Genomic DNA, 21,656 nt, shown 5'->3' on the forward strand with positions numbered 1-21,656 from the left:
CTGCGGTCACTTGCCCGCCGCTGCCGGGATCGCCTGGTCCTTCATCGACTTCAGCGCGGAGTTCTGCGCGGCCGTGAGCGCGTCGCTGAGCGTGCCGTTGCCGGCCGCCGCCTTGGCCAGTGCGTCCTGGAGCGTCAGGTTCACCGTCTTCTGCGTGGGACCCCAGGCGAAGTTGGTGTCGATCTTCTTGGAGGACTCGGCGAAGACGTCGAAGATCTTCTGGTTGTTGTAGAAGGGAACGCCCTTCGACAGCTCGGGAAGCTTCAGGCCGTCGGTGGCCGCCGGGTAGAGGCCGCCCAGCTTGTTCTCCAGCGCGAGGGCTTCCGGGTCGGTGTTCAGCCAGGTGTTGAACTTGACCGACTCGTACAGGTGCTTGTTGCCCTTCATGAACGCGACGGTGGACCCGCCCCAGTCACCGGACGCGTCGTTCGTGCCCCACGTCGGCATCGGGACGACGGACCACTTGCCGGACTGGCTCGGCAGGTTGTCGCGCAGCATGCTGTAGCCCCAGGCGGCACCGACGTAGGTGGCGATCTGGTTCTTCTGGTACGCCGCGTACATCTGGGTCGAACCGTTGGCGAGGTCCGTGCGGACCAGCTTGTCGGAGATCAGCTTCTGCCAGTAGTCGGCGACCTGCTTGCTCTGGTCCGACACGACCGAGACCTGCCACTTGTCGCCGGAGTACTTGTACATCTCGGCGTTGTTCTGCCAGAGGAGCCCGTTGAACCACTCGGCGTTGTTCGGGTCGAAGAACGTGATGGTGAGGCTCGGGTCGGCCTTGTGCAGCTTCTGCGCCGCCGTCTGGTACTCGTCCCAGGTCTTGGGGACCGCTATGCCGTACTTCTTGAAAATGTCGGAGCGCACATACAGCGCCATCGGGCCGGTGTCCTGCGGCAGGGCGAACACGCCGGTGTCGCCGAAGCTGGTCTGCGACCAGGTCCACGGGACGAACTTCGACTTGGCGGCGGTCGCCTCCTTGCAGGCCGAGGCGTCGACGAAGGCGCCCTGGGTGCGCAGGCTGGGCAGCTCGTCATAGCCGACCTGGGCCAGCTCCGGCGCCTTGTTCGCCTTGAGGGCGTTGCTGATGGTGCCGTACTGGTCGTTCGAGATGTTCTTCATCTCGACCTGGATGTCCGGGTTCTTCTTGTTCCACAGGTCGACGACCTTGTCCATGCCCGGAACGGTGTTCCAGTACTGCAGGGTGACCTTGCCCTTCGAGGGCTCGCAGGAGGCCGCGGCGGAATCCTTACCCGATGAAGCGGGGGACGACGAGCATCCGGCGAGTACGGCAATACTGGCTGCCGCGGCGACGGCAAGGCGGATGCGCGTGACTGTGCTGCTCATATCTTCCGTTCCAGAGAACGACTAGCGGTGGTGCTAGACGGGTCGACGTTGACACCTCGGGCGATATGCCTTCTGGTTGGAATGGACGAGACGCAACGGGCGCCGGCACGGCGGTCGAACTCCGTGGCGCTTCGTTGGCCCTGTCATGTATTTTTTGGTCCGTGAGCGTTCCCGTGAACGTTCACGTGAGCGCTCACGAACTGTGGTGAAGTGTTCGGAAGTGTGCGCTCCGGTGCGGTCGAGTGTCAAGACTTTCGGGTCAAACAGGATTCGGGCAGGTTACGCGGAGCCGCCGGGCAGCAGTTCGGGCCGGACGCAGGGACCGCTGCGGGTGAGCGGACTCATAGCTGGTCAGAAGGTGTGCGAGCGGCTCGTCGGGGGAGCCCGCCCGGCTGCCTCGCACCGGGCGAGACATGCCTCACTCCAGGGCTGAGGCATACTCGGACCGCCGCGACGCAGCTGTGTCGTCTGATGTGTGGAGGTGAGCGATAGTGCCGTCCGGGACCGAGTCCCGCAGGGTGACGATCCACGACGTCGCCCGTGCTGCCGGTGTGTCCCGGCAGACCGTGTCACGTGCGCTGAACGACAAGGGGGAGATCGACCGATCCACCAAGCAGCGCGTGCTCGACGCGGCCCTGGCCCTCGGATACCGGCCGAGCCGGTTCGCCCGGGGCCTGGTGCGCCAGGACACGATCACCGTCGGCCTGGTGATCCCCGACCTGCTCAACCCGTTCTTCACCGAGGTCGCCCACGCGGCCCTGGAAGCGGCCCGGGCCCGCGGCTGGCATGTCGTCGTCTACGACACCGCGGACAGCGCGCAGGAGGAGTTCGGCACACTCCAGGTGATCGCCTCGCAGGTGGACGCCGTGGTCGGCTACTTCAGCCGGTCCGAGGGCGAGATCGAACGGCTCGCCCGGGGGCTGCCGGTCGTACTCATCGACCGTGAGGGCGACGCCGAACGGTTCAGCTCCATCCGGATCGACGGGCGCGACGGCGTCAAGGCGGCGATCTCGTACCTCGTCGAGGCGGGCCATCGGCACATCGGCATGCTCGACCACGCCGCCCGGGCCGAGCCGAGCGTCCGCCACGCCTGGTTCGCCGACGCGATGGCCGCCTGCGGACTCGGTGCGGGCCCGGTGTGCCGCGCCGACCAGAGCGTGGAAGGCGGCGACCTCGCACTGGAACGCCTGCTCGCCGAGCACCCCGAGGTCACCGCCGTCTTCACCTTCAACGACGTCATCGCCATCGGCGCGCTGCGCGGCGCGCGCCGGATCGGCCGCAAGGTTCCCCGGGACCTGGCCGTGATCGGCTTCGACGGAGTGGGCCTCGGTACGCTCGTCGAGCCCCAGCTGTCGAGTGTGGCGCTCGACACCCGCAGGCTCGGGGCTCTCGCCGTCGAACAGGCCGCCCGCCTGCTCACCGGCAGCGACCCGCTCAGTCCCGAGGACCTGGTGACCCGGGCGGAACTGCGGCTGCGCGAGTCCGCGTAGCGTCACCCGGCCGATCAGGCCCTCCCGGCGCGGTCCTCCGCCGGTGCCGCGCCCTGATCGCCCGTGCGGGCTCCGCTCGCCCGCGCGGGCGGCGCGGGCGGAGCCACCGCGGTCATCACGGTCAGTCCTCCTCCATCAGGTCCAGGTCCGGCGGCACTAGCGTCGTCGATTCCACCAGGCCCTTGAGGAGGTTGTGCAACAGGCTGTTGTCCGAGGGCCGGCCGGCCGACGTGTCGTGCATCAGCGGGTAGGGGAATCCGGTGCCGTGCAGGCGCCGGCGTACCGCCTCGATGCGGTACTCGATCTTGCGTTCGCTCCAGCCCGCCCCGGGGCACAGGTAGCCGAGCTGCTCGGCGGCACGGCCGTAGCTCAGCGGGCGCGGCTCCTCCTCGTACAGCAGGTAGCGCTGGCCCAGCACCACCAGCAGCAGCCGCTCGTCCTCGGCCAGCGGCCAGCGGTCGGGTGCCATGGTGTCGGCCCGGCGACGGGAGACCAGGCCCGGGTCGTCGTGGCCCGTCACGTACAGCTCGACCAGGTGCTCGCGGTAGCCGGAACCCTTCACGAACAGTGGGGTGTACCCCGGCGCGAGCGGTACCGGCTCGCTGCTGCTGTGCACCATCCGGCCGCGCGGCAGCCGCAGCAACTGCTGCCCGGTGTTCGTGAGCCACCACTGCCGTCTGCGGTACGTCAGCTCGCCGTGCCGTCGGCTGACCCGCAGGTCGTCCACGCCGACGCCCAGGTCGACGTCCGGTTCCTCGCCCCGGCCGAAGCAGATCGTCAGCCCCGGCCGCGGCCTGACCCGGAGGCCGCCGGTGACGGTACGGGCGTGCAGGGTGCCGGGCCCCGCGGGGGCGACACCGCGCGCCAGGCTGTCGTCGGAGAAGTGCATCGCGGTCTCCTCAGGTGGTGGCCCCAGGGCTTGTCCCCGGGTGACGCGAGTACGCCGCGTCATGGTGTGCGTCCGTGTTCGGGACCCGTCCCCACGGTGTGCCCCTAGAAAGACCGTGGAACGGACAGACCGTGAAAGGCCCGTGCGGTACGGGCGACGGGCGGACGGTGAGGAGCACGGCGATGGGGATCGGCGCACAGCGGGGTGTCCTGGCCGTGGTGGCGCTCGGCGCAGGGGACCGAGCCGCCGGCCCCGTCCGCAGGTACCTCGTCCACCTCACCGGCATCGTCCGTCTCTCCGACCGCCGCGCCGTCCGTCTCCCGGCCCGCTGCCGCTTCTCCCCCCGCCCCGCCGGCCGGTGCCCGGAGAACCGACGGCGGCAGCGACGTCGCCGCCTGCTTCGACGGGCGCTGCGAGATCCGGGTGACGGGGCAGCCGACGCGCATCCCGGTCGACGACCGGTTCGGTGTCGGTTCGCTGGAGGTCACGAGCATCACGGCGCGTTCGGTGGTGATCCAGGCATCGGGCAGCGGTGTGTTCCTGTCCACCTCGGTGGGCGAGGGCGGAACCGGCAGCCTGAACGAACTGGGCTTCCGGGTGGCGGAACTCCACGAGGGGCAGGCGGTCCTCGACTTCTTCCCGAAGAAATAGCCCCTTCCGGTCACCGCGCTAGCCCTGCGGGAGCCGGGCGACCACTGCGGTGGCCAACTGCGCGGCCAGCCCGCGCAGTTCCGCCGCAGAGGGGTCGCCGCCCACCGTCAGCTCCACCGTCTCGACCGTCGCGTCGCCGCTGACGTCGGTGAAGGAACGGTGGGCGACGCTGATCAAGCAGGTACGGTCGCCGTCCGCGTCCGGTTCGACCACGGCGGTGTGTCCGCCGATACGGGTGAGCGCACCGTCGGACGCGCTGAGCGGCCCGCCGCGGTCGAAGCGCAGGTCCGCCCAGAGCGGGCTGGTGGTGCTGTGCCACTGGCAGCCCCAGTTGCCGAACGAGACGTCCGGATGGTCGGCATCGACACCGGGGACGGTTTCCAGGGCATGCGAGTCGAGCAGCGTGCAGGCGTCCTGGCGGATCAACGAGCCGGCAGCCGGGGGAGTACGGCGGGCGATCCGGCCGCGGCCCAGTACCCGCAGCGCGTGGTCGACGGCGGCGTCGGCCATCGTGCACAGCAGCGACCTGCCGCCGTCCTGCTGCTCGTCCCGTTTGGCCTGGACGACGATCCGGGTGCCCGGATCGGTGGCCGGCAGCAGGTCCTTGACGCACTCCTGGTCGTCCGACGCCTCCTCGACCACCCCCACGCCGTGCACCGTCCGGGCGGATGCGGCGAGGTCCGAGCCGTCGCCGTTCTCGAACAGGATCTCCACGTCCACGGGTTCGCGGTCGCCGGTGTCCACCAGGACGTCGCAGCGGTCGAAGTTGCCGTAGGCGGGATCCAGTTCCACCGTCCCGAACCGGCCGAACACCGACGGCTCGACCAGCGCGCACGGGTCGGCCGTACGGTGGTCGCCCAAGAGGGACGCGGTGCGTGCGGCTCCTGTCGTCCCGCCGGCCGACGGCGCCGCGGCGCCACGGTCGCCGGCCAGCAGCCCGGCCACCAGGACCGCGACCGCGCCCAGCACGACGAGAGAGCCCAGCCCGATGAGGGATCTCCGGGACCGCCCGGTCACGGAGAGCGCGCCGAGCACCGGTCCGGCCAAGCCGACACGCCGGACGGACGGCGGCTCCGGGGCCGGTTCGCCCTCACCCGCGTCGTCCGGTGGCGGCAGTGGCTCCTGTGCCCCGGCGATCTCGGCGAGCAGCAGACGGGCCCGTTCCGCGGTCGGGCGGTGTTCGGGGTCCCGGGTCAGCATGGCCGGCAGGACGGTGCCCAACACGCCGAGATCCGGGACGAGTTCCACCTCACCGCGAGCGGCCTGGCGGGCGATCACATACGGGTCGGCGGGCGCGGCCGTGCCGCCGGGGCGCGGCGGCCTGCCGGTCACCAGGCGGTGCAGGGTGGCGGCCAGCGAGAAGATGTCCGAGGCGGGCTCGGGGCGGCCGAGGACGACTTCGGGGGCGGCGTAGTCCGGGGTGTAGCCGACGTTGTGCCTCGGGGTGATGGTCTCGGCACCGCCGACCCGGTAAGCCGCCCCGAAATCGGCCAGTTTGGCGAGACCGCCGGGGGTGACGACGACATTGCCCGGCTTCACGTCGCCGTGCACGAGGCCCTGTGCGTGCAGTGCGGCCAGGGCGTCGGCGATCTGGGCACCGACCCGGGCGGCGCGTTCCGGCGGCAGCGGGGGCCGGTCCTCCAGACTGCCCCCGGAGACGTACTCCATCACCAGCCAGGACTCGCGTCCGCCCGGTCCGCGGCCCGTCCGGCGCATCCTCGGGGCGGGCAGACTGAGCACGTCGTGCAGGGTGACGACGTGGGGATGGCCGAAGCGGGCCAGGGCGCGGGCCTCGGCCTCCAGTCCGTCGAACGGCGCAGGGTCGTCCGCCGCGAGCAGCCGTTTGAGGACGACATCGCGTGGCAGCCGCAGATCGCGGGCGAGCCACACCTCGCCCATGCCGCCGCGCAGCGGACCTCGCGTGAGCCGGTAGCGCCCACCCAGCGTCGTTCCCAGGCGCACCGACACGACCCCTCACCCACGCTCCGCGAAACCGCTGCCTGCGGCAACCGAATGTAGTGGGTTACCGGGCAGTCACTCAGGGCCTTCACCGGATGTTCGCGTTCACTCGTGCCGCCCCCTGCTGCGAGGTTGCGCGGGCGCGGGCAGCTCGCCCCGGCGCGCCAGTCGGCGGCCCAGCACGGCCCCCGCGACCACCCCCACCACCGCGAACCCCAGGACGGTCAGGCCCAGTGCGTTCTCCCCGGCGTCGTCGAGGGCCCCCGTGAGCACCAGCACGAGGAACAGCACGAGCCCGACCATCACCACACCGCTGCACACCACCACGCCGACCACGACACCGCGTTGCCGGTCGGTGCGCCGCCGCGTCGCGGTGATCTTCTCGGCGACCGCCGGCGACGCCACCCAGTCCGCACCGCGCAGCCGCTCCCAATGGCGCGCCGTTGCGGGACAGTTGGGCCAGGCCGGCGGTGATCCCGACCAGCCCCGTACTGGGTACGGCCAGCCCGCCCACGCATCCTGAAGGGGCCCGGTATTCGGGGAAGTGCGCGTCCTCTTCGATGGTCATCGTCCCTCGCTCGCCCTCGATCACCCGCCCGCACCCCGCCCGGCCGGCCGGTGCGCGGAATCACCGTGGGAGCGGGCGCCCGGGAGGGGTCCCGGTGCGGGTGGCCGACACCGGCGCGGAGCAGCCGGTGCGCGAGACGGAGAAACACCCGGCCGGGGACGCCGAGTTCACCTACCACAATGCATCATTTCATCGCGTTGTCGCGTTTTCGGCCGTCCTGGTGCCGCGTCCCAGCGGGTGAACTCCCGCCGTCGAACGGCGAATGCCGGACCGCGCCATGAACCCGACGGCTGTGCCCGGCCGCCATGTCGCCCACGGGGTTCGTGCATAGCGAAGGGGACTGCTGAAACGTCCCTGGATTCTTCACTCCTGAGCGTGAAATTCTTCCCTATTTCGAGGGATGGATCTCGGCATTCTGCGGCTTCTTGGGGATTACCTGGGTGCGAAGGTCTGGGGGTCCGCATGAGGCAGTGGGCTGCTGCCGTCCGCAGGGCGGCCATCAACGGTACGTGCGCCATCGCGTGCCTGGTGATGCTCGTTCTCGTCCATGGCGCCCTCAGCGCCGGACCCACTCGCCTGGACGTCACCTCCGTCGGCCGGACGGTCCTCGAAGCACCGACGGCCGTGCCCGCGGTGGAACGCGTCGAACTGCGCTCCAGCGGCTCGGAGCACGGCGCTCAGACACCGTCGCATCCGCAGCACTGGGTCGTCCGTACGTCGGTGCACAGCCCGAGTGCCCCGGTCGTCACCGACACCCCGGCCACGCTCGCCACTCTCCTGCCGCCTGAGAACGCCCCACCGGGGCTTGCCTCGGCGGATGTCCGCGAGCCGTTCCAGCGGAGTGCCCTCCTGCGCTGCTGACCGGGCCCGGTCCGCGCCTTTGGATCCCCCGGCGGCTCCCGGGGGCGCGTGGCCTGCCGCCCACAGCAACTCCCCACACAGGAAGAGCACCCCATGCCGTACGACAGCTATGCCGTCATCCGCGCGCTGGTGCGCGCCGAAGCCGCCCGCACCGCGATCGTCGCCGCCAAGAAACCCCTTGAGCCCACGCCGGCTCCGGAGAAGGAACCGCCCGCGCCCTGCACGTCCCCCGACACCGACGACACGCCGGTGCCGCTTTCCGGCAGGGTGGCGTCCTGACGGACCGGGTTCGATCCGCTGTGCCGGACGCCGGCGGGCGGAGAAGCGGTCGGTCATGACGTCCAACGCACGTGTGAACCGTCGAAGGCCGTTTGTGCCGCGCATGGTGTACGGCACGCTCCCCTCCCCGGCCTTCGGCGGTTCGCGCCGCGGAACCGGCGGAAACGACCGCTGCATTCCGGGCGCCGCGGACATCCGGGTGATCTCGGAGCGATCTCGCGGTGTTTCCCTTCACCTGTCCGGGGCGCGGGAACCGTATGGCTCGCTTTTGCGGCGGGCGGCAACGGGCGCCACCGTGGGCTGTGGGAAAGCGGCGCGCGGTGGACGGCGCCACCGCCGGTACGGCACACCGGACTTTCCGGGCCGGCATATGTGACCATGGCGCGCGACCGCACACTGAAGGGCAACTCAAGATCATGCGTATGACGACGTTGGGCAGGAGCGGACTGCGGGTGTCGAGGATCGCCTTCGGCACCTGGCAGTTGGGCGGCGACTGGGGCTCCTTCGACGAGGAGACGGCGACCCGCGCCATCCGGCAGGCCCGGGAACTGGGCGTGAACCTCTTCGACACCGCTCAGGCGTACGGCTTCGGCCGCTCCGAGGCGCTGCTCGGACGAGCGCTGCGGGAAGAACTCAAGCGGGACCGGGACTCGGTGCTGATCGCCACCAAGGGCGGGGTCCACCCCGGTGGCGACCGGCCGCGCGACGCCGGCCGGGCCTTTCTGCGGCAGGGCGTGGAGGACAGCCTGCGCCATCTGGGCGTGGAGTACATCGACCTCTACCAGGTGCACTGGCCGGACGCCGACACGCCGGCCGAAGAGACCGCGGGCGCACTCCAGGAACTGGTGGACGAGGGCAAGATCCGCCATGCCGGCGTCTCCAACTACGACACCGGGCAACTGACGGCCTTCGACGCCGTCCGGCCGGCGGAGACCCTGCAGCCGCCGTACCACCTCTTCCGCCGGCACATCGAGGCCGATCCGATGCCGTACTGCCGGGCGCACGACATCGGCGTACTAGTCTACAGCCCCATGGGTAGCGGCCTGCTCACCGGCGCCCTCACCCCGGACTCCACCTTCGCCCCGGACGACTGGCGGTCGCGGTCGACCGCCTTCACCGGTGAGAACCTGCGGCACAACCTGCGGATCGTCGACCGGCTGAAGGCGTTCGCGGCGGACAGGGGCGTCACGGTCGGTCAACTGGCCATCGCCTGGACCCTGGCCAAGCCCGGTGTGCACGTGGCCATCGTCGGTGCCCGCAGCCCGCGGCACATCGAGGACAGCCTGGCGGCCGCCGACGTGGAGCTGACCGACGGGGACGCCGCCGAGATCGAGCGGATCACCGCCGACGCCGTCCAGGTCGCGGGCGCCGCTCCCGAGGGCGTGGAGTAGTGGAGTAGCGGAGCGGCACCGGCACGGCGAGCGCCGTCGTCGCACCCGCCCGTGACGGGGGAGGCCGACGGCGGCGGACTCGGGGCGCGGCGCGCTCAGTGCGCGTGTCCGGACTGTGTCTCCTTCGGCGCGGTGGAATCCGCCGCGGAGGCGTCCGGCTGCTTCGCCGCCGCATCCGTCCGCACGGTGAACGCGGCGGTGTGGACTGCGCCGTCGTGCTTGAAGTCGAGGAACAGCCGGTAGGTGCCCGCGCTGGGCGCCGTGGCGGTGAAGGAGATGCCCGGGCCCGGCTGGGTCGTCCCGTCGCCGGGCTCGCCGTTCGGGTGTACGTGGAGATAGGCGAGGTCTCCGGAGCGCAGCGCCACCAGGTGGCCGTAGGCGCCGAGGTAGGGCTGGAGGTCCCGGACCGGCCTGCCCTGCCTCGTCACGGTCAGCGTCACCTTGCTCGCCCGAGTGGGTGTCAGCTCGCCCTCAAGGCGCACCTCGTACCCGTCGACGGTGGCCGTGGTGCTCGGTGCGGGGAGCGGAGCGGGGGCGTACGCGCCCGTCGCGGTGAGGTCCGCGCCGAGGGTGAGTCCGTCGCCGCCGCGGGGGGTGAAGTCGGCGAAGACCCGGTACGCGCCGGCCTCGGGCAGGGCCACGGGCGTCGACCAGGTCCCGTCGGCGGCGCGCGAAGGGTGCAGGTGCCGGAAGGTGGTCAGGTCCCGCGAGGCGATGATCAGGTGCAGTTCCTTGGTGTGCTCCTGCTGATAGTCGGTCAGCGCCCGTCCGTTCGCGTCCTTCAGGACCGCGAACCGCAGCTCGGTCGTCCTCCCTGCCTCGACGACCGGCGTCCTCAGGTCCAGGGTGTAGCCCGCCTCGGATATCTGGAGTCCGCCGGGAAGCGCCGCCGACGCCTGGGCCGCGCCGCCGTGTTCGCCGTGCGAAGTGTCCGTGTGCTGGTCGTGTGCCGCGCTGTCGGCCGTGGGGGAGATCTCGCCGATGCCGCTGCCCACGCCGTAGGCGGTGCCGAACGTGGCGGCGAGCGCGGCGGCGAAGACGGTGATCCGCAGCCCGGTGTTCATGGTCACTCCTGGTCTCCTGATGTGCCGCTGTGGGCGGTTCGACGCCCATCAACATACCCCCGGGGGGTAGAAAGTCAAGTCGGTGAGCCGGATCGGCCGTATACAGGTAGGGGGTATGTCGAAGACTGTCGCGACCGGCGCCCGCGCAAGGCGTGGGCACACCCGCCCCGCAAGGCGTTGGCACACCCGCTTCCGGTCCCGGGCCCGCGCGCGGTGGCGGGGCGGGGGCGGAACACGGAGCGGCGGGCGGTCCGGCCGTGGGCCCGGGCCGCCCGCCGACGTCGGCAGGAGTGCTACCGGGTCACTTCCGGGTGAGGGTGACGTCCTTGGCGACCGTGGCTCCCTTCTTCAGGCGTACCTCGGTCTCGGCCGGCTGGTAGCCGTCGGCGGACACACCGAACGTCAGGGGCACGCCCGAGAAGGGCAGTTCCAGGGTGTAGTGGCCGTCCTTGTCGGTGCTGGCGGTCCAGGACGTCCGGTGGCCGGCGACGCGGATGCCGGCGCCCGCGAGCGGCGAGGTGCCACCGGAGGCGGTCGCACCCCTGACGGTGCCGCTCACCGTGCTCCAGGACTTCGGCGGCGTGACGTGCAGTGCCACCGCGGCCGCGGGTGACGGGTACGGCGTGTCGCTGCCGAATTCGAGCTGGGCGTAGTAGTCACCCGCCTGGGTGACCTGCGGGAACCTCGCGTCCAGGGTGACCGCGACGGTCGCGCTCGCCCCGGGCCGCAGGGTCAACTGCCGGGTGCTCTCCCGCAGCCAGGGGACGTCGGCGGTCGGGTCCACGCTGTATCCCGGCAGGCCCTCCACGACCGAACTGGGCGTCACGCCGCCGGTCGAACCGCCGACCTTGTAGAAGCCGAGGGCGCCGCCGCCCCGGTAGGTTGGGGTGTCCGCGTTCGGGAGCGTGCTCCAGGACCCGGCGAGCGGGCCGAAGGCGAAGCCCTGGTTGGTGAGCGCGTTCCCGCTGACGCCGCCGGAGATCATCAGCAGACCGTTGGCCGAGGCGTAGGCGGAACCCCACAGCGCGACGGGCATGTCGGGCAGCGGGGACCAGGTGTCGGCGGCCGGGTCGTAGACGTAGGCGTGTTCGACGTCACCGCTGTTGGCGCCGCCGGCGCAGTACAGCCGGCCGTCGATCCCGGCGCAGGACTCCCAGGCGACGGGCTGCGGGTAAGGGGCGATCCGGGTCCAGCTGTCGGACGCCGGGTAGTAGGAGACGGCGTCGGTGACCCCGCAGTCGACGTCACAGCCGCCGACGAGGTACAGCTTCCCGCCGAGCACGGCGCTGCCGACTCCCGCGTGCGGCTGGGGATCGGGGGCGCCGGTGGTCCAGGCGTTGTCGGCGGGGTCGTAGATCTCCAGCTTGGGATCGGGGTCGCCGCTGCTTCCCAGCCCCACGCGGCGTACAGCTTGCCGTCGATGAAGCCGTGCCCGGGGGCCTGCCGGGCGTCCGCCGCGGCGACCAGTTCGGTCCAGGTGCCGGCGACCGGGTCAAGGACGTAGAGGTCCTTGCTGCTGGTGTCGCCGCCGAGCACGATCCCGGTGTCGCCGAAGGCCGAGTAGACCTTCCCGCGGTAGCTGTCCGCCACGTTGTCCATCCGGGCCTGCGGCAGGTTCGGGGCGCTCTGCCAGGCGTCGTCGGAGGGCGTGGCGGACGGCGTGGCCGTCTCGGCCGGTGGCCGGCCGGGACTGCGTGAATCCCAGCGGGTAGTCACCCTTGACGCGCTGCAGCGGGGCGCCCTCGGCCGCGTCCGGTTGCGGGCCGCCGGGCTGCTCACCGATCTTGAGCGTGGCGGACGCGCTGCCGGTGTTCCTGACCTTCAGGGTCCGGGTGGTCCGCTTGCCCCACTCGAACGACGCGTCGAGCGAACCCGGGGTGATCTCCAGCCGTCCGGCCTTCAGCCCGTAGGAGGCCGGGACGGTGCCCTCGGCCACGACCCGCACCGTGCCGGACCGAGCGGTGTAGTTGCTCTTGGCCGCGGTGAAGGTGTGCGCTGCCGCCGCGGGGGCGAACAACGAGTAGTAGCCGTCGGCGAGGCCGGGGTCCTCCGGGGTGGCGACCGCTGTCCCGTGCACGGCCGGGTCGTGCTGGTCGGTGACGGTGGCGTCGACCGCGCCCTTGCCGGTGTTGGCGTCCGTCACCGTCCCGACGACCATGCCGCCCGGCGTCGGCGTGAAGTCGCGCTGGCCTATGAAAACGTGGTGTGCGTTGTCGTCTCCCGGAACGTCCGGCGGAAGATCCGGCGGTGCGCCCGGGGGCGCCGGCTCGGCCGTCCCGGTTCGGCCCTGCCGTCCGCGTCCCGACCGCGACGCGGGGAAGACGCGGCATGTCCGGTCGCGCCGGACGCGGCGCCGTGAGCACGGGGTGCCTGGGCCGCTCCCGGTCCGGTGCCCTCCCCGGGGCTGTTTCCGCGGTCGGGAGGAATCCTCCGTCGGCTATGGACCGGGGCGACCTGTTCATCTACTGTCTAGACATGCCTGGACAGGTACACAAGCATCACCGCATCGCACGCGTTCTCGCCGACGAGATCCGAGCCGGGGTTCACACCGACGGCAGCAGGCTCCCGGGGGAGTACGCGCTGACCCAGCGGTTCGGTGTCAGCCGCACCACCCTGCGGCAGGCACTTCAGGTCCTCGGTGAGGAAGGGCTCATCTCCACCCACGCCGGGATCGGCTCCTTCGTCACCTTCGAGGGAACGCCGCTCGACAACCGCCTCGGCTGGACCCGGGCCCTGGCCGAACAGGGCACCGAGCTGACGACCGAGACCCTCCGCTTCGAGGAGGTGACGGACCCCGGACTCGCCGCCGAACTGGGACTCGCGTCGAGTGCGTTCATCGCCCTCGACCGGGTCAGACGGCTGGCCGACGGGCCGGGCGTATCGCTCGAACACAGCAGGGTCCCGGCCACCGGGGACCTGTCCGGGCTGCCCGAGCGCGGTCTCGACGGCGGCTCGCTCAGCCAGGCGCTGATCGCCGCGGGCCGGGTCGCCGATACCGGTGAGGGCGTGGTGTCGGTGCGCGGGCTCGACGCGGCGGAGGCCGCCGTCCTGCACCGCGCGCCCGGCGAGTCCTTCCTGCGGCTCGTCCAGGTGTACCGGGCCGCCGACGGGTCCGTCGTCGAACAGGTCACCAGCCTGCTCGACCCCACCAGGTTTGAACTGCACGTACGCTCGGGCCGAGGAGGCCGACTGTGACCGGCCGACTCGACCGCGCCCTCGGTGCCTACTACGGACTCGCCCTCGGCGACGCCCTGGGCATGCCCACACAGGTGATGTCCAGGGAGGAGGTGGTCCGGGTCTACGGCACCCTCACGGGCTTCGAGCCCGCCCGTCCCGACAACCCGGTCAGCGCGGGCATGCCGGCCGGGTCCGTCACCGACGACACCGACCAGGCGCTCATCGTCGGCCGGCTGATCGACGAGGGCCGCGGCCGGATTGACCCGCTGCGCCTCGCCCATGAGCTGCTCGACTGGGAGAAGGAGATGAAGGCGAAAGGTTCCTTCGATCTCCTTGGCCCGTCCACCAAGGCCGCCCTGGAGGCGGTGGCCCGTGGTGTCCCGATCCAGGAGGCCGGCAAGCAGGGCACGACGAACGGCGCCGCCATGCGTGTCACCCCGGTCGGGATCGCCTTCGCCGCCGAGCCGCTGGACACCTTCCTCGACCGTGTCGTGGAGTCCTGCCAGGTCACCCATGACACCGGCATCGGGATCGCGGGCGCGGCCGCCGTCGCCGCCGCCGTCAGCACGGGCGTCGCGGGCGGCTCGCTGGACGAGGCCGTGACCGCCGCGGTGGCCGCGGCCCGGGCCGGTGCCCGGCGCGGGCACTGGATCGCCGGCGCCGACATCGCGTCCCGGATCGCATGGGCGCGGGACCTGGTGCGGGATCTCCCGGAGGCCGCGGCCCTGGACCGGATCGTCGCGCTCGTCGGTACCAGCGTCGCGAGCCAGGAGTCGGTGCCCGCCGCGTTCGCGGTGCTCGCCGTGGCCGACGGCGACCCCTGGCGGGCCGGCCTGCTCGCCGCCAACCTCGGCGGCGACAGCGACACCATCGCGGCGATCGCCGGTGCGGTCGCCGGGTCGGTCACCGGGCTCTCGGGCCTGCCCGCCGAAGCCGTCCGGACCCTGCGCACCGTCAACTCCCTCGACCTGGAACCACTGACCGCCCGGCTGCTCGCACTCCGCTGAGCCGCCCGAACCCGAAGCCGGGCGGGGCCGAACCGTGGCCCGAGTCCCCGTCCTTTCGCCCGGCACCTCTCCCCACGCCCGCCACCCGCACGTCCCCATCCCGCAAGGAGGTTCCGTCATGGCCGTTTCGAAGACGAACGATCGCGTCGGTGCCATTGAGACAAGAGGGATCGAACCGGTCCCCGACCAGGAGCGGCATGGCCATGCCGGCCAGATGTTCTGGACCTGGTTCGCCGCCAACATCAGCATCCTCGGGCTCCCGCTCGGTGCCACCCTCGTAGCCTTCCGCGGCCTGAACATCTGGCAGGCGGTACTCGTCGCCGCAATCGGTTCCTTCGGTTCGTTCGCCCTGGTGGGAGTCCTGAGCCTGGCAGGCAAGAAGGGCGGTGCGCCCGCGCTGACCCTCTCCCGCGCGGTCTTCGGACAGCGCGGCAACGCCGGTCCGACGCTGATCGCCTGGATGAGCCGGGTCGGCTGGGAGACCATCTCCACCACCACCGCCGCGTACGCACTGCTCGCACTGCTGCACACCGCGTTCGGGGTCCGCCAGAACACCCCGCTGACCCTCGTCTGCCTGCTGGTCTTCATCGGCTGCACGCTGCTGATCAGCGGACTCGGCCATGCCACCATCATGTGGATCAACAAGTGGGCCACGGTCGTCTTCGGCATCCTCAACCTGGTCGTGATGGGCTTCCTCGTCGCCACCGTCGACTGGTCCAAGGTCCTGCACGTCTCGGCGGGCCCGACCAGCGGGGTGATCGCGGGGATCGGCTTCATCGCCGCGGGCACCGGAATCGGCTGGGCCAACGCAGGTGCGGACTACGCCCGCTATCTGCCCCGTGCGATCCCGGGCCGCCGGCTGATCGGCGCCTCCGCGTTCGGCGCCGGCATCCCCCTGCTGCTGCTGATCTCGCTCGGTTCCCTGCTCTCCGCGGGCGACCGGACGCTCGCCACCGCCTCCGACCCGGTCGCCGCCATCAACGCGATGCTGCCCTCCTGGATGGCGATCCCCTATCTCATCGCGGCCTTCGGCGGTCTGCTGATGTCGAACCACCTCTCCACCTACTCCGCCGGGCTGACGATGATCACCCTGGGGCTGCGCGTCCCGCGCGCCGCCGCCGTCGCCCTGGACGTGGTGGTGATGTTCGCCGGCGGCATCTACTTCATGCTGATCGCCGACGACTTCTACGGGCCGTTCTCCACCTTCCTGTCCCTGCTGGCCGTACCCATCTCGGCCTGGACCGGGGTGATCATCGTGGACTCGCTGCGCGGCCGTACGTACGACCCGGAGGCGCTGATGGACACCACCCGTTCCAGCCGGTACTGGTTCTCGGCCGGATTCCGGCTGCCCTCCGTCCTCGGCTGGGTCGTCGCCATCGTCGCCGGTCTCCTCTTCACCAAGGCATCGACGAGCGCGACCGACGTCTGGTTCGCAGGCCCGCTCTCCAGCACCTGGTTCGGGGTGAACGGACTCGGCTGGGCGATCTCCATGGTCGTCGCCGGCGCGGTGTACGCGCTGTTCGGCCGCCGTCCCGGCGCCGCCGCGGCCGGCGGCGGCGAACCGGCTTCTCCGGCACTTCAGGAGGCCGGACGGTGAACGGGCGTCTGGTCCTCGCCGGGAACGTCATCGCCGATCTGGTGATCGAGGTCCCCGCGCTGCCCGAACGCGGCGGCGACGTCATCGGCACCCGTACCGAGACGACCGCGGGCGGCGGTTTCAACACCCTGGTCGCGGCCCGCCGCCTCGGCACGGAAGCGGTCTTCGCCGGGCTGCACGGCACCGGACCCTACGGCGACCTGGTACGCGCGGCGCTCGCCGCCGAGCACGTCGGGACACTGCTGCCCGTGCGGGCGGACGGCGACACCGGGTTCACCGTCGCCCTGATCGACGGCGGCGGCGAACGCACCTTCGTCACCAGCTTCGGGGTCGAGGCCACGCTGACGCAGCCGGACGTCGAGACGGTCGCCGCCCGGCTGCGTCCCGGTGACCTGGTGCAGCTCTCCGGCTACGGGCTGGTGATGCCGGGCAACGGCCCGCTGCTCGCCCGCTTCACGGCCGGACTCCCGGCGGACATCACCGTCTGCTTCGACCCGGCGCCCCTGGTGGCCGACATCCCCGAGGCCGTCCTCGCGCCGGTCCTCGCCCGTGCGGACTGGCTCAGCGCCAATGCCCGCGAGGCCCGTCTGATGTCCGGGCACGAGGACCCGCGGGCCGCGGCGACGGCACTGCGGGACCGGCTCGGCCCGGGCGCGGGCGTGATCGTACGGGCCGACAAGGACGGCTGTTGGCTGGCGGCGCCCGGTCAGGAACCGACGCATGTGGCCGGGTTCCCGGTCGACGCGGTGGACAGCAACGGCGCGGGAGACGCCCATGTCGGCTCCTTCCTGGCCCTGCTCAGCCAGGGGCACGACCCCCTGACGGCCGCCCGAGGCGCCAACGCGGCGGCGGCCTACGCCGTGGGCCGCCGGGGCCCCGCCACCGCGCCGGACCGGGCGGCACTGGCCGCGTTCCTGGGCGAGGACCCCCTCGCGAAGCGGTTGTCCGACGGCGCCGGCAGCCGCTGAGGGCGGCGGGTCCGGCACAGGCCGTCCTCGGTCCCGCGGGCGACCGGTACGGGGGCCACCTCCGGACGACGGGACGGGTTCAAGCCGTGGGCTGTAGCCCGATGTCACGGTGGATGGTGCCGAAGCCCCGGTCCACCAGGAGGAATTCGGCCCGTGGCGCATGCGCCGGGCCGGACGCGATGAGCGTGTACGCGCCGGGAGCCAGGCCGGTGATCCGGTAGCGGCCGTCGTCCGTGGAATCGACCCGGGCCTGGCGCTTGCCGAGACCGGACACCACGATGATCCACCCCTTGCAGCCGTCCGGGTGGCGCCGGCAGCGCAGGGTGCCGCTCACGGATGCGGTGGACGTGGTGGTCCGCGTGGCGGGGGGAGCCGCGTCGGTCTGCCGTCCGTGCGGTGCGGCCGCGTGTTTCCCGGCCGGGTGCGGGACGCGGGCGGGGCCCGCCGTACGGTCCTTTGCGTCGCGAGCGGTACGGGCGGCTGCCGGGCCGTGGGCGTCATCCGGGCCGGGGGCCGCGTGACGGCCTGTCGTGAGGGACGGGTGGGCGACGGCGCCCGGTGCGGTCGGCGCCTGGCGGTCCGGCGAGAACGCGGAACCTCCGTCGGCGGCCGTGGGCGGCATCTGCGCGGCGGCGCCCGCGCCGGCGGCGCGGGGTGTGGCGGGGACAGTGACCGTCAGGCCGCGGTCGGCGGCGAGGCTCGCCAGCACCTCGTCCATCGCGGCGAGTTCGAGCAGCGCCTGGTGCAGCCGGTCGGTCGGCGGGCCCGCGGCGGTCCGGAGCGTGGATTGCAGCTCACCGACGAGCGGGCTGACCCGCACCCACCGTCCCTTGTGCTCACCGGGCGCGACCTGCTGGTGCAGGGCGCGCAGCGACGCACCGAAGACCTCGGCGATCCGCTCGACCTGCGCGAGCGGCGACGGGGCGAGCCGGACATCGGCATCGGCCGCGGCGGCCAGCCGGTGGGCGTGCCAGGTGGCCGTGCCGAGCAGTGCGAGGAGGTGTTCGTCGCGGCGGCCGCGTACGCTCACCGGCATCCGGACCAGCGGCCGGACCACGCTCTGCACCTGAAGCAGTGCGGCATCCACCGCGCGCGCCGCGCCGCGCAGCCGGACCGGGCTGTCGGGCTCCTGCCAGCGCCGCGCGACCTGCGTGATCAACTCCTCCAGCGCCGAGAAGTACACACTGTCGGCCGCCCGCGTGATCTTGCGGGTCGAGACCGGGAAGACCACTGCCGCGCACACGCCGGCCACCGCGATGCCCAGCCCGTTGTCGAGCACCCGCGTCGCCAGCAACGAGTCCAGCGATCCGGTGGGCTGGGTCATGCCGTACACCTGCACCAGGGCGATGACCAGGCCGGTGACGAAGTAGGCGTACCGGTACGGCATGCCCCACGAGCCGAGGGCGAGCGGGACCACGATGGCCGCCAGCGTCCAGTAGACGTGTCCGGGGCCGATCACATGGACCAGGACGATCCCGACGGCCGCGCCGGCGACCGTGCCCACCACCCGGTGCACGAGCCTGCGCACCCGTTCCGTCGTGGTGTTGCTCCCGGTGAGGCCGACCATCACCCCGACCAGTCCCCAGTAGTAGCGGGACGGATCGATGGCATGGGCGATCGGAAAGGTGACGGCCCCGGCGATCGTCGCCTGGAGCGGGACGCGCAGCTGGGCGATGACGCGCCGCCACACGGAGCCGCTCGACGCGCCGGCTGCGCGGGCGGCGGCGGGGCCGCTGCCGGCCGGCCGGTTCCCCTGCAGCACGACCGTCGGCTGGAACGGCACCCGTACGCGCACGGTGGGCGAGCCCTCTCCCAGCCGCAGCCAGTTGCCCAGGGCGTCGGCGAGCGAGTCCAGCAGGGCGGCGACCCGCTGGGCCAGGGCGCGGACCTCGGCGTCGTCGGCCCCCCGGTCCGGCGCGGCAGGTGCCGTCGCGGTCGTCTGCCGGATCAGCTCGGCGGCCGTGTGCAGCGAGTCGGACCGGCCGAGCGGCGCGTCACGGGCGATCACCAGGGCGAACACCACTGCCTCGCGCAGCCGGGACGACACCTGACGGCTCGCCATCCGATCGACCGCCCGGCCGATCCCCTCCAGGGCGAGTTCGGCGTCGAAGAGGTACCGGTGCAACAGCTCGGCCATGTCCCCGTCGGCGGCCACCTCCGGCTGGGCGAGGCGGCCGTCGACGGTCAGGGTGGTGACGTTCAGCTGCTTCAGCGCGCGCCCCATCCGGCGGACCGCCGTGGCCTGGCCCGTGTCCAGGGCGGTCGCGGCGGCGTCCATGACCCTGCGTGCCTCGATGAGGAAGGCACGCTGCGTGCGCAGCAGGTCCTCGCGGGGCATGGGGAAGCAGAGCAGCAGCCGGGCGGCCAGCACGGCCACCGCGGTCACCACGGCGACCAGGAAGATCCAGCCACAGATGCCCAGCGGCACGACCGCGATGGAAGCGATCATGAAGCCTACGAGCAGTGCGATGCCGGTCAGCAGCCCGAACGGCGGTACGTAGCGCATCAGCAGGAACTGCAGGGCGATCACCACCACCAGAAGGCACGTCTCCAGCGTTCGGTGGGGGTGCAGCCACGACGAGAGCGCCAGCGCCGCGGCGAAGGGGAACGGCAGCCACAGGATGGCGTTCGCCAGCCGCAGCGCCGAGTTCTCGGCGACGGCGATCGACGTGACCAGCCCCATGATGCCGCCGACCATCAGGCCGAACATGGCCGGTACGTCCACTGCCTGCGCCATCGCGTAGCCCGCCGCGAGACCGGCGGGCATCGACACCAGTGAACGCCAGCCTGCCTGCAACGCGGCCAGCCCGGGGTCCGCGGCGAGGATCCAGTCCCACCAGCGTCTCGGCCCGCCGACCCGGTCCGGGACGTGCAGGGGAGCGGGGCGGGCCGCCTCCACGGTCGCAGTGGAGTCAGCAGTAGCTGGAGTGGACAACCGATCTCCCAGGGGACGCCTTGACATCTGACGAGCAGCCGCCCGCCGTACCCGCGAGCGGCATGGTGTGATCCGGATCCGCCCGCCCGCCGCGGTGACCGCGGTTGGGAGCCGGTCCGGCGGCGGCGACAGGTCATGTGGCACTCATGAGTGCCACTCAAGACATATGAAAGTGTTATCGTGACACTTAAGGATGTCAAATCGGGGATCGGGAGTGGGCCGCCATGGAGACCGGGCCGGCACAGGGGCCGACGGGGCCACAGACGACCCTGCAGCGCCAGAAGCGCCAGGTCACGGTCGACGCACTCGTACACGCGGCTCAGCGCGGACTGACCGAGTACGGCTTCGACGTCACCGTCGACGACATCGCGGCCCTGGCCGACGTGGGGCGGCGCACGGTGTTCCGGCACTTCGCCACCCGCGACGACCTTCTGCTGGCAGCCCTGGCCGCCAGCACCGAGGAGCACATGCGCGGCATTCCCCAGTACCCCGGCGGTGACTGGGAGGCGTGGCTCGCCGAGGTGACGGCCGTGATGCATCGGGTGGCGGCCGACGCGGGCCGGCTCAGCTGGGAGGCCAGAACCCGACGCCTGCCGCCGCGGCTCGCGGCATCCGTCGCCGAGAACCGGGGCGCCATCGAGCGCGTGCACGCGGGCATCGCGGCCACCCTGTGGGAGGCCGCGGGCGGCCGGGGAACGCCGCCGGAGCGGCTACGGCGGATCATGGCCGTGCATCTGAACCCCTTGTTCACCCACACCGTCGTCCACGAGGCCGGCGGGACCGCCGAACTCGCCGCCGAACTGGCGGCGAACGCGATCGCCACCGCTGTACGCCGACTGCTCGACGACCGGACCACATCGCCCTGAATGGCATTCCCCACCGCACCGGCCCGCGTCCACGAGACCGTGACCGGCCAAGGGGACGCCGGTCGCGGCCCCGTCGGCACGGCGGTCGCGGTGTGCGAGGGGCTAACCGCGGCCGGAGTGGCGCGGCGGTCGTACGGAACCGCCGTCCTGGAGTCGGACCGGCCCGGGGCCCTGCGGCCCGAGGGCGTCGTCGGGATTGAGGAGCAGGCACGCCTTCATCGACAGACACCCGCACCCTATGCAGCCCGTCAGTTCGTGCTCCAGGTTCTCGATGGCCCGGCGGCGCTCCTCCAACTGGCCTTTCCAGGCGAGGGAGACGCGCTGCCAGTCCTGATGGGTCGGGGCGCGGTCGCCGGGGAGCGTGGTGAACACGGCCGCGACGTCGGACAGTGGGATGCCGAGGCGTTTGGCCACGATGATCAGTGAGATGCGGCGCAGCATGTGGCGGGGGTACAGGCGCTGGTTGCCGCCGTCGCGCTCGGAGAAGATCAGGCCCTTGCGCTCGTAGAAGTGCAGGGCGGAGGCGGACACGCCAGTCCGATGGACGACTTCGCCGATGCTGAGGTGGTCCTCCGGGCTGGTGCGCAACGCGACCTCCTGGCTCCAGTAT

19 protein-coding genes are annotated in these 21,656 nt (G+C 72.0%); 10 read left to right on the forward strand and 9 right to left on the reverse strand.

Features of this window, described 5'->3' with window-relative positions:
* Positions 1-6 precede the first annotated feature (6 nt).
* Positions 7-1,344: an ABC transporter substrate-binding protein gene (locus tag ACFY2B_RS39155; RefSeq protein ID WP_390767819.1), complete on the reverse strand. Its 1,338-nt coding sequence runs from the start codon at positions 1,342-1,344 to the stop codon at positions 7-9.
* Between the two features lie 491 nt (positions 1,345-1,835).
* On the opposite strand from ACFY2B_RS39155, the gene ACFY2B_RS39160 reads away from it, so the two are divergent.
* The gene (locus ACFY2B_RS39160; RefSeq protein ID WP_390767820.1) at positions 1,836-2,834 is read left to right on the forward strand and encodes a LacI family DNA-binding transcriptional regulator; all 999 of its coding nucleotides are present in this window, start codon (positions 1,836-1,838) and stop codon (positions 2,832-2,834) included.
* A 121-nt stretch (positions 2,835-2,955) separates the two neighbouring features.
* Here the strand turns inward: ACFY2B_RS39160 and ACFY2B_RS39165 are convergent, their stop codons facing one another.
* Positions 2,956-3,723, reverse strand: a complete 768-nt coding sequence (locus tag ACFY2B_RS39165; RefSeq protein WP_376524640.1) for an FHA domain-containing protein — start codon at positions 3,721-3,723, stop codon at positions 2,956-2,958.
* Positions 3,724-4,146: 423 nt separating this feature from the next.
* On the opposite strand from ACFY2B_RS39165, the gene ACFY2B_RS39170 reads away from it, so the two are divergent.
* Positions 4,147-4,374, forward strand: coding sequence for a hypothetical protein (locus ACFY2B_RS39170; protein ID WP_390767821.1), 228 nt, complete (start codon positions 4,147-4,149; stop codon positions 4,372-4,374).
* An 18-nt stretch (positions 4,375-4,392) separates the two neighbouring features.
* Here the strand turns inward: ACFY2B_RS39170 and ACFY2B_RS39175 are convergent, their stop codons facing one another.
* A complete protein-coding gene (locus tag ACFY2B_RS39175) occupies positions 4,393-6,342 on the reverse strand; it encodes a protein kinase (protein ID WP_390767822.1) in 1,950 nt (649 codons plus the stop codon).
* Positions 6,343-6,438: 96 nt separating this feature from the next.
* Positions 6,439-6,738, reverse strand: a complete 300-nt coding sequence (locus tag ACFY2B_RS39180; protein WP_390767823.1) for a hypothetical protein — start codon at positions 6,736-6,738, stop codon at positions 6,439-6,441.
* A gap of 625 nt (positions 6,739-7,363) precedes the next feature.
* Here ACFY2B_RS39180 and ACFY2B_RS39185 point away from each other — a divergent pair.
* From ACFY2B_RS39185 to ACFY2B_RS39195, 3 genes are all read left to right on the forward strand, one after another.
* On the forward strand, positions 7,364-7,762 hold the full coding sequence (locus ACFY2B_RS39185) for a hypothetical protein (protein ID WP_390767824.1): 399 nt from the start codon (positions 7,364-7,366) through the stop codon (positions 7,760-7,762).
* A 93-nt stretch (positions 7,763-7,855) separates the two neighbouring features.
* Complete coding sequence (locus ACFY2B_RS39190; protein ID WP_390767825.1) at positions 7,856-8,041, forward strand: hypothetical protein; 186 nt, start codon at positions 7,856-7,858, stop codon at positions 8,039-8,041.
* A gap of 422 nt (positions 8,042-8,463) precedes the next feature.
* Positions 8,464-9,432 carry an aldo/keto reductase gene (locus ACFY2B_RS39195; protein ID WP_390767826.1) on the forward strand — a complete coding sequence of 323 codons (969 nt, stop codon included), beginning with the start codon at positions 8,464-8,466 and terminating at the stop codon, positions 9,430-9,432.
* Positions 9,433-9,527: 95 nt separating this feature from the next.
* Here the strand turns inward: ACFY2B_RS39195 and ACFY2B_RS39200 are convergent, their stop codons facing one another.
* From ACFY2B_RS39200 to ACFY2B_RS39210, 3 genes are all read right to left on the reverse strand, one after another.
* Complete coding sequence (locus ACFY2B_RS39200) at positions 9,528-10,496, reverse strand: hypothetical protein (RefSeq protein WP_390767827.1); 969 nt, start codon at positions 10,494-10,496, stop codon at positions 9,528-9,530.
* Positions 10,497-10,797: 301 nt separating this feature from the next.
* Positions 10,798-11,895: a carboxypeptidase regulatory-like domain-containing protein gene (locus ACFY2B_RS39205; protein WP_390767828.1), complete on the reverse strand. Its 1,098-nt coding sequence runs from the start codon at positions 11,893-11,895 to the stop codon at positions 10,798-10,800.
* 93 nt (positions 11,896-11,988) lie between these two features.
* Complete coding sequence (locus ACFY2B_RS39210; protein ID WP_390767829.1) at positions 11,989-12,654, reverse strand: hypothetical protein; 666 nt, start codon at positions 12,652-12,654, stop codon at positions 11,989-11,991.
* Positions 12,655-12,971: 317 nt separating this feature from the next.
* Here ACFY2B_RS39210 and ACFY2B_RS39215 point away from each other — a divergent pair, with 317 nt between their 5' ends.
* The 4 genes from ACFY2B_RS39215 to ACFY2B_RS39230 all read left to right on the forward strand — a co-directional run bounded on the left by ACFY2B_RS39215 (position 12,972) and on the right by ACFY2B_RS39230 (position 17,245).
* Positions 12,972-13,691 (forward strand): GntR family transcriptional regulator, encoded by a 720-nt coding sequence (locus ACFY2B_RS39215; protein WP_390767830.1) that lies wholly within the window; start codon positions 12,972-12,974, stop codon positions 13,689-13,691.
* Positions 13,688-14,680 (forward strand): ADP-ribosylglycohydrolase family protein, encoded by a 993-nt coding sequence (locus tag ACFY2B_RS39220; RefSeq protein WP_390767831.1) that lies wholly within the window; start codon positions 13,688-13,690, stop codon positions 14,678-14,680. The genes ACFY2B_RS39215 and ACFY2B_RS39220 overlap by 4 nt, the downstream gene beginning before the upstream one ends.
* Positions 14,681-14,798: 118 nt before the next feature.
* Positions 14,799-16,277: a purine-cytosine permease family protein gene (locus tag ACFY2B_RS39225; RefSeq protein WP_390767832.1), complete on the forward strand. Its 1,479-nt coding sequence runs from the start codon at positions 14,799-14,801 to the stop codon at positions 16,275-16,277.
* Positions 16,274-17,245, forward strand: coding sequence for a PfkB family carbohydrate kinase (locus ACFY2B_RS39230; protein WP_390767833.1), 972 nt, complete (start codon positions 16,274-16,276; stop codon positions 17,243-17,245). The genes ACFY2B_RS39225 and ACFY2B_RS39230 overlap by 4 nt, the downstream gene beginning before the upstream one ends.
* A 79-nt stretch (positions 17,246-17,324) precedes the next feature.
* On the opposite strand, the gene ACFY2B_RS39235 is transcribed toward ACFY2B_RS39230, so the two are convergent.
* Positions 17,325-20,144 (reverse strand): FUSC family protein, encoded by a 2,820-nt coding sequence (locus ACFY2B_RS39235; RefSeq protein ID WP_390767834.1) that lies wholly within the window; start codon positions 20,142-20,144, stop codon positions 17,325-17,327.
* A 260-nt stretch (positions 20,145-20,404) separates the two neighbouring features.
* Here ACFY2B_RS39235 and ACFY2B_RS39240 point away from each other — a divergent pair, with 260 nt between their 5' ends.
* Entirely contained in the window at positions 20,405-21,046 is a 642-nt protein-coding gene (locus tag ACFY2B_RS39240; protein ID WP_390767835.1) for a TetR/AcrR family transcriptional regulator, read from the forward strand.
* Positions 21,047-21,148: 102 nt separating this feature from the next.
* On the opposite strand, the gene soxR is transcribed toward ACFY2B_RS39240, so the two are convergent.
* On the reverse strand, positions 21,149-21,634 hold the full coding sequence (gene soxR / locus ACFY2B_RS39245; protein WP_390767836.1) for a redox-sensitive transcriptional activator SoxR: 486 nt from the start codon (positions 21,632-21,634) through the stop codon (positions 21,149-21,151).
* Positions 21,635-21,656 lie beyond the last annotated feature (22 nt).

This window comes from Streptomyces sp. NPDC001270 (assembly GCF_042896695.1).
GTDB lineage: Bacteria > Actinomycetota > Actinomycetes > Streptomycetales > Streptomycetaceae > Streptomyces.

What these genes read in the sequence shown, in the direction of transcription:
- ACFY2B_RS39185 (WP_390767824.1), top strand. Translation starts at nt 7,364, where the DNA reads ATGAGGCAGTGGGCTGCTGCCGTCCGCAGGGCGGCCATCAACGGTACG.
- ACFY2B_RS39240 (WP_390767835.1), top strand. Translation starts at nt 20,405, where the DNA reads ATGGAGACCGGGCCGGCACAGGGGCCGACGGGGCCACAGACGACCCTG.
- ACFY2B_RS39225 (WP_390767832.1), top strand. Translation starts at nt 14,799, where the DNA reads ATGGCCGTTTCGAAGACGAACGATCGCGTCGGTGCCATTGAGACAAGA.
- ACFY2B_RS39165 (WP_376524640.1), bottom strand. Translation starts at nt 3,723, where the DNA reads ATGCACTTCTCCGACGACAGCCTGGCGCGCGGTGTCGCCCCCGCGGGG.
- ACFY2B_RS39210 (WP_390767829.1), bottom strand. Translation starts at nt 12,654, where the DNA reads ATGGTCGTCGGGACGGTGACGGACGCCAACACCGGCAAGGGCGCGGTC.
- ACFY2B_RS39155 (WP_390767819.1), bottom strand. Translation starts at nt 1,344, where the DNA reads ATGAGCAGCACAGTCACGCGCATCCGCCTTGCCGTCGCCGCGGCAGCC.
- ACFY2B_RS39195 (WP_390767826.1), top strand. Translation starts at nt 8,464, where the DNA reads ATGACGACGTTGGGCAGGAGCGGACTGCGGGTGTCGAGGATCGCCTTC.
- ACFY2B_RS39215 (WP_390767830.1), top strand. Translation starts at nt 12,972, where the DNA reads ATGCCTGGACAGGTACACAAGCATCACCGCATCGCACGCGTTCTCGCC.
- ACFY2B_RS39200 (WP_390767827.1), bottom strand. Translation starts at nt 10,496, where the DNA reads ATGAACACCGGGCTGCGGATCACCGTCTTCGCCGCCGCGCTCGCCGCC.
- ACFY2B_RS39190 (WP_390767825.1), top strand. Translation starts at nt 7,856, where the DNA reads ATGCCGTACGACAGCTATGCCGTCATCCGCGCGCTGGTGCGCGCCGAA.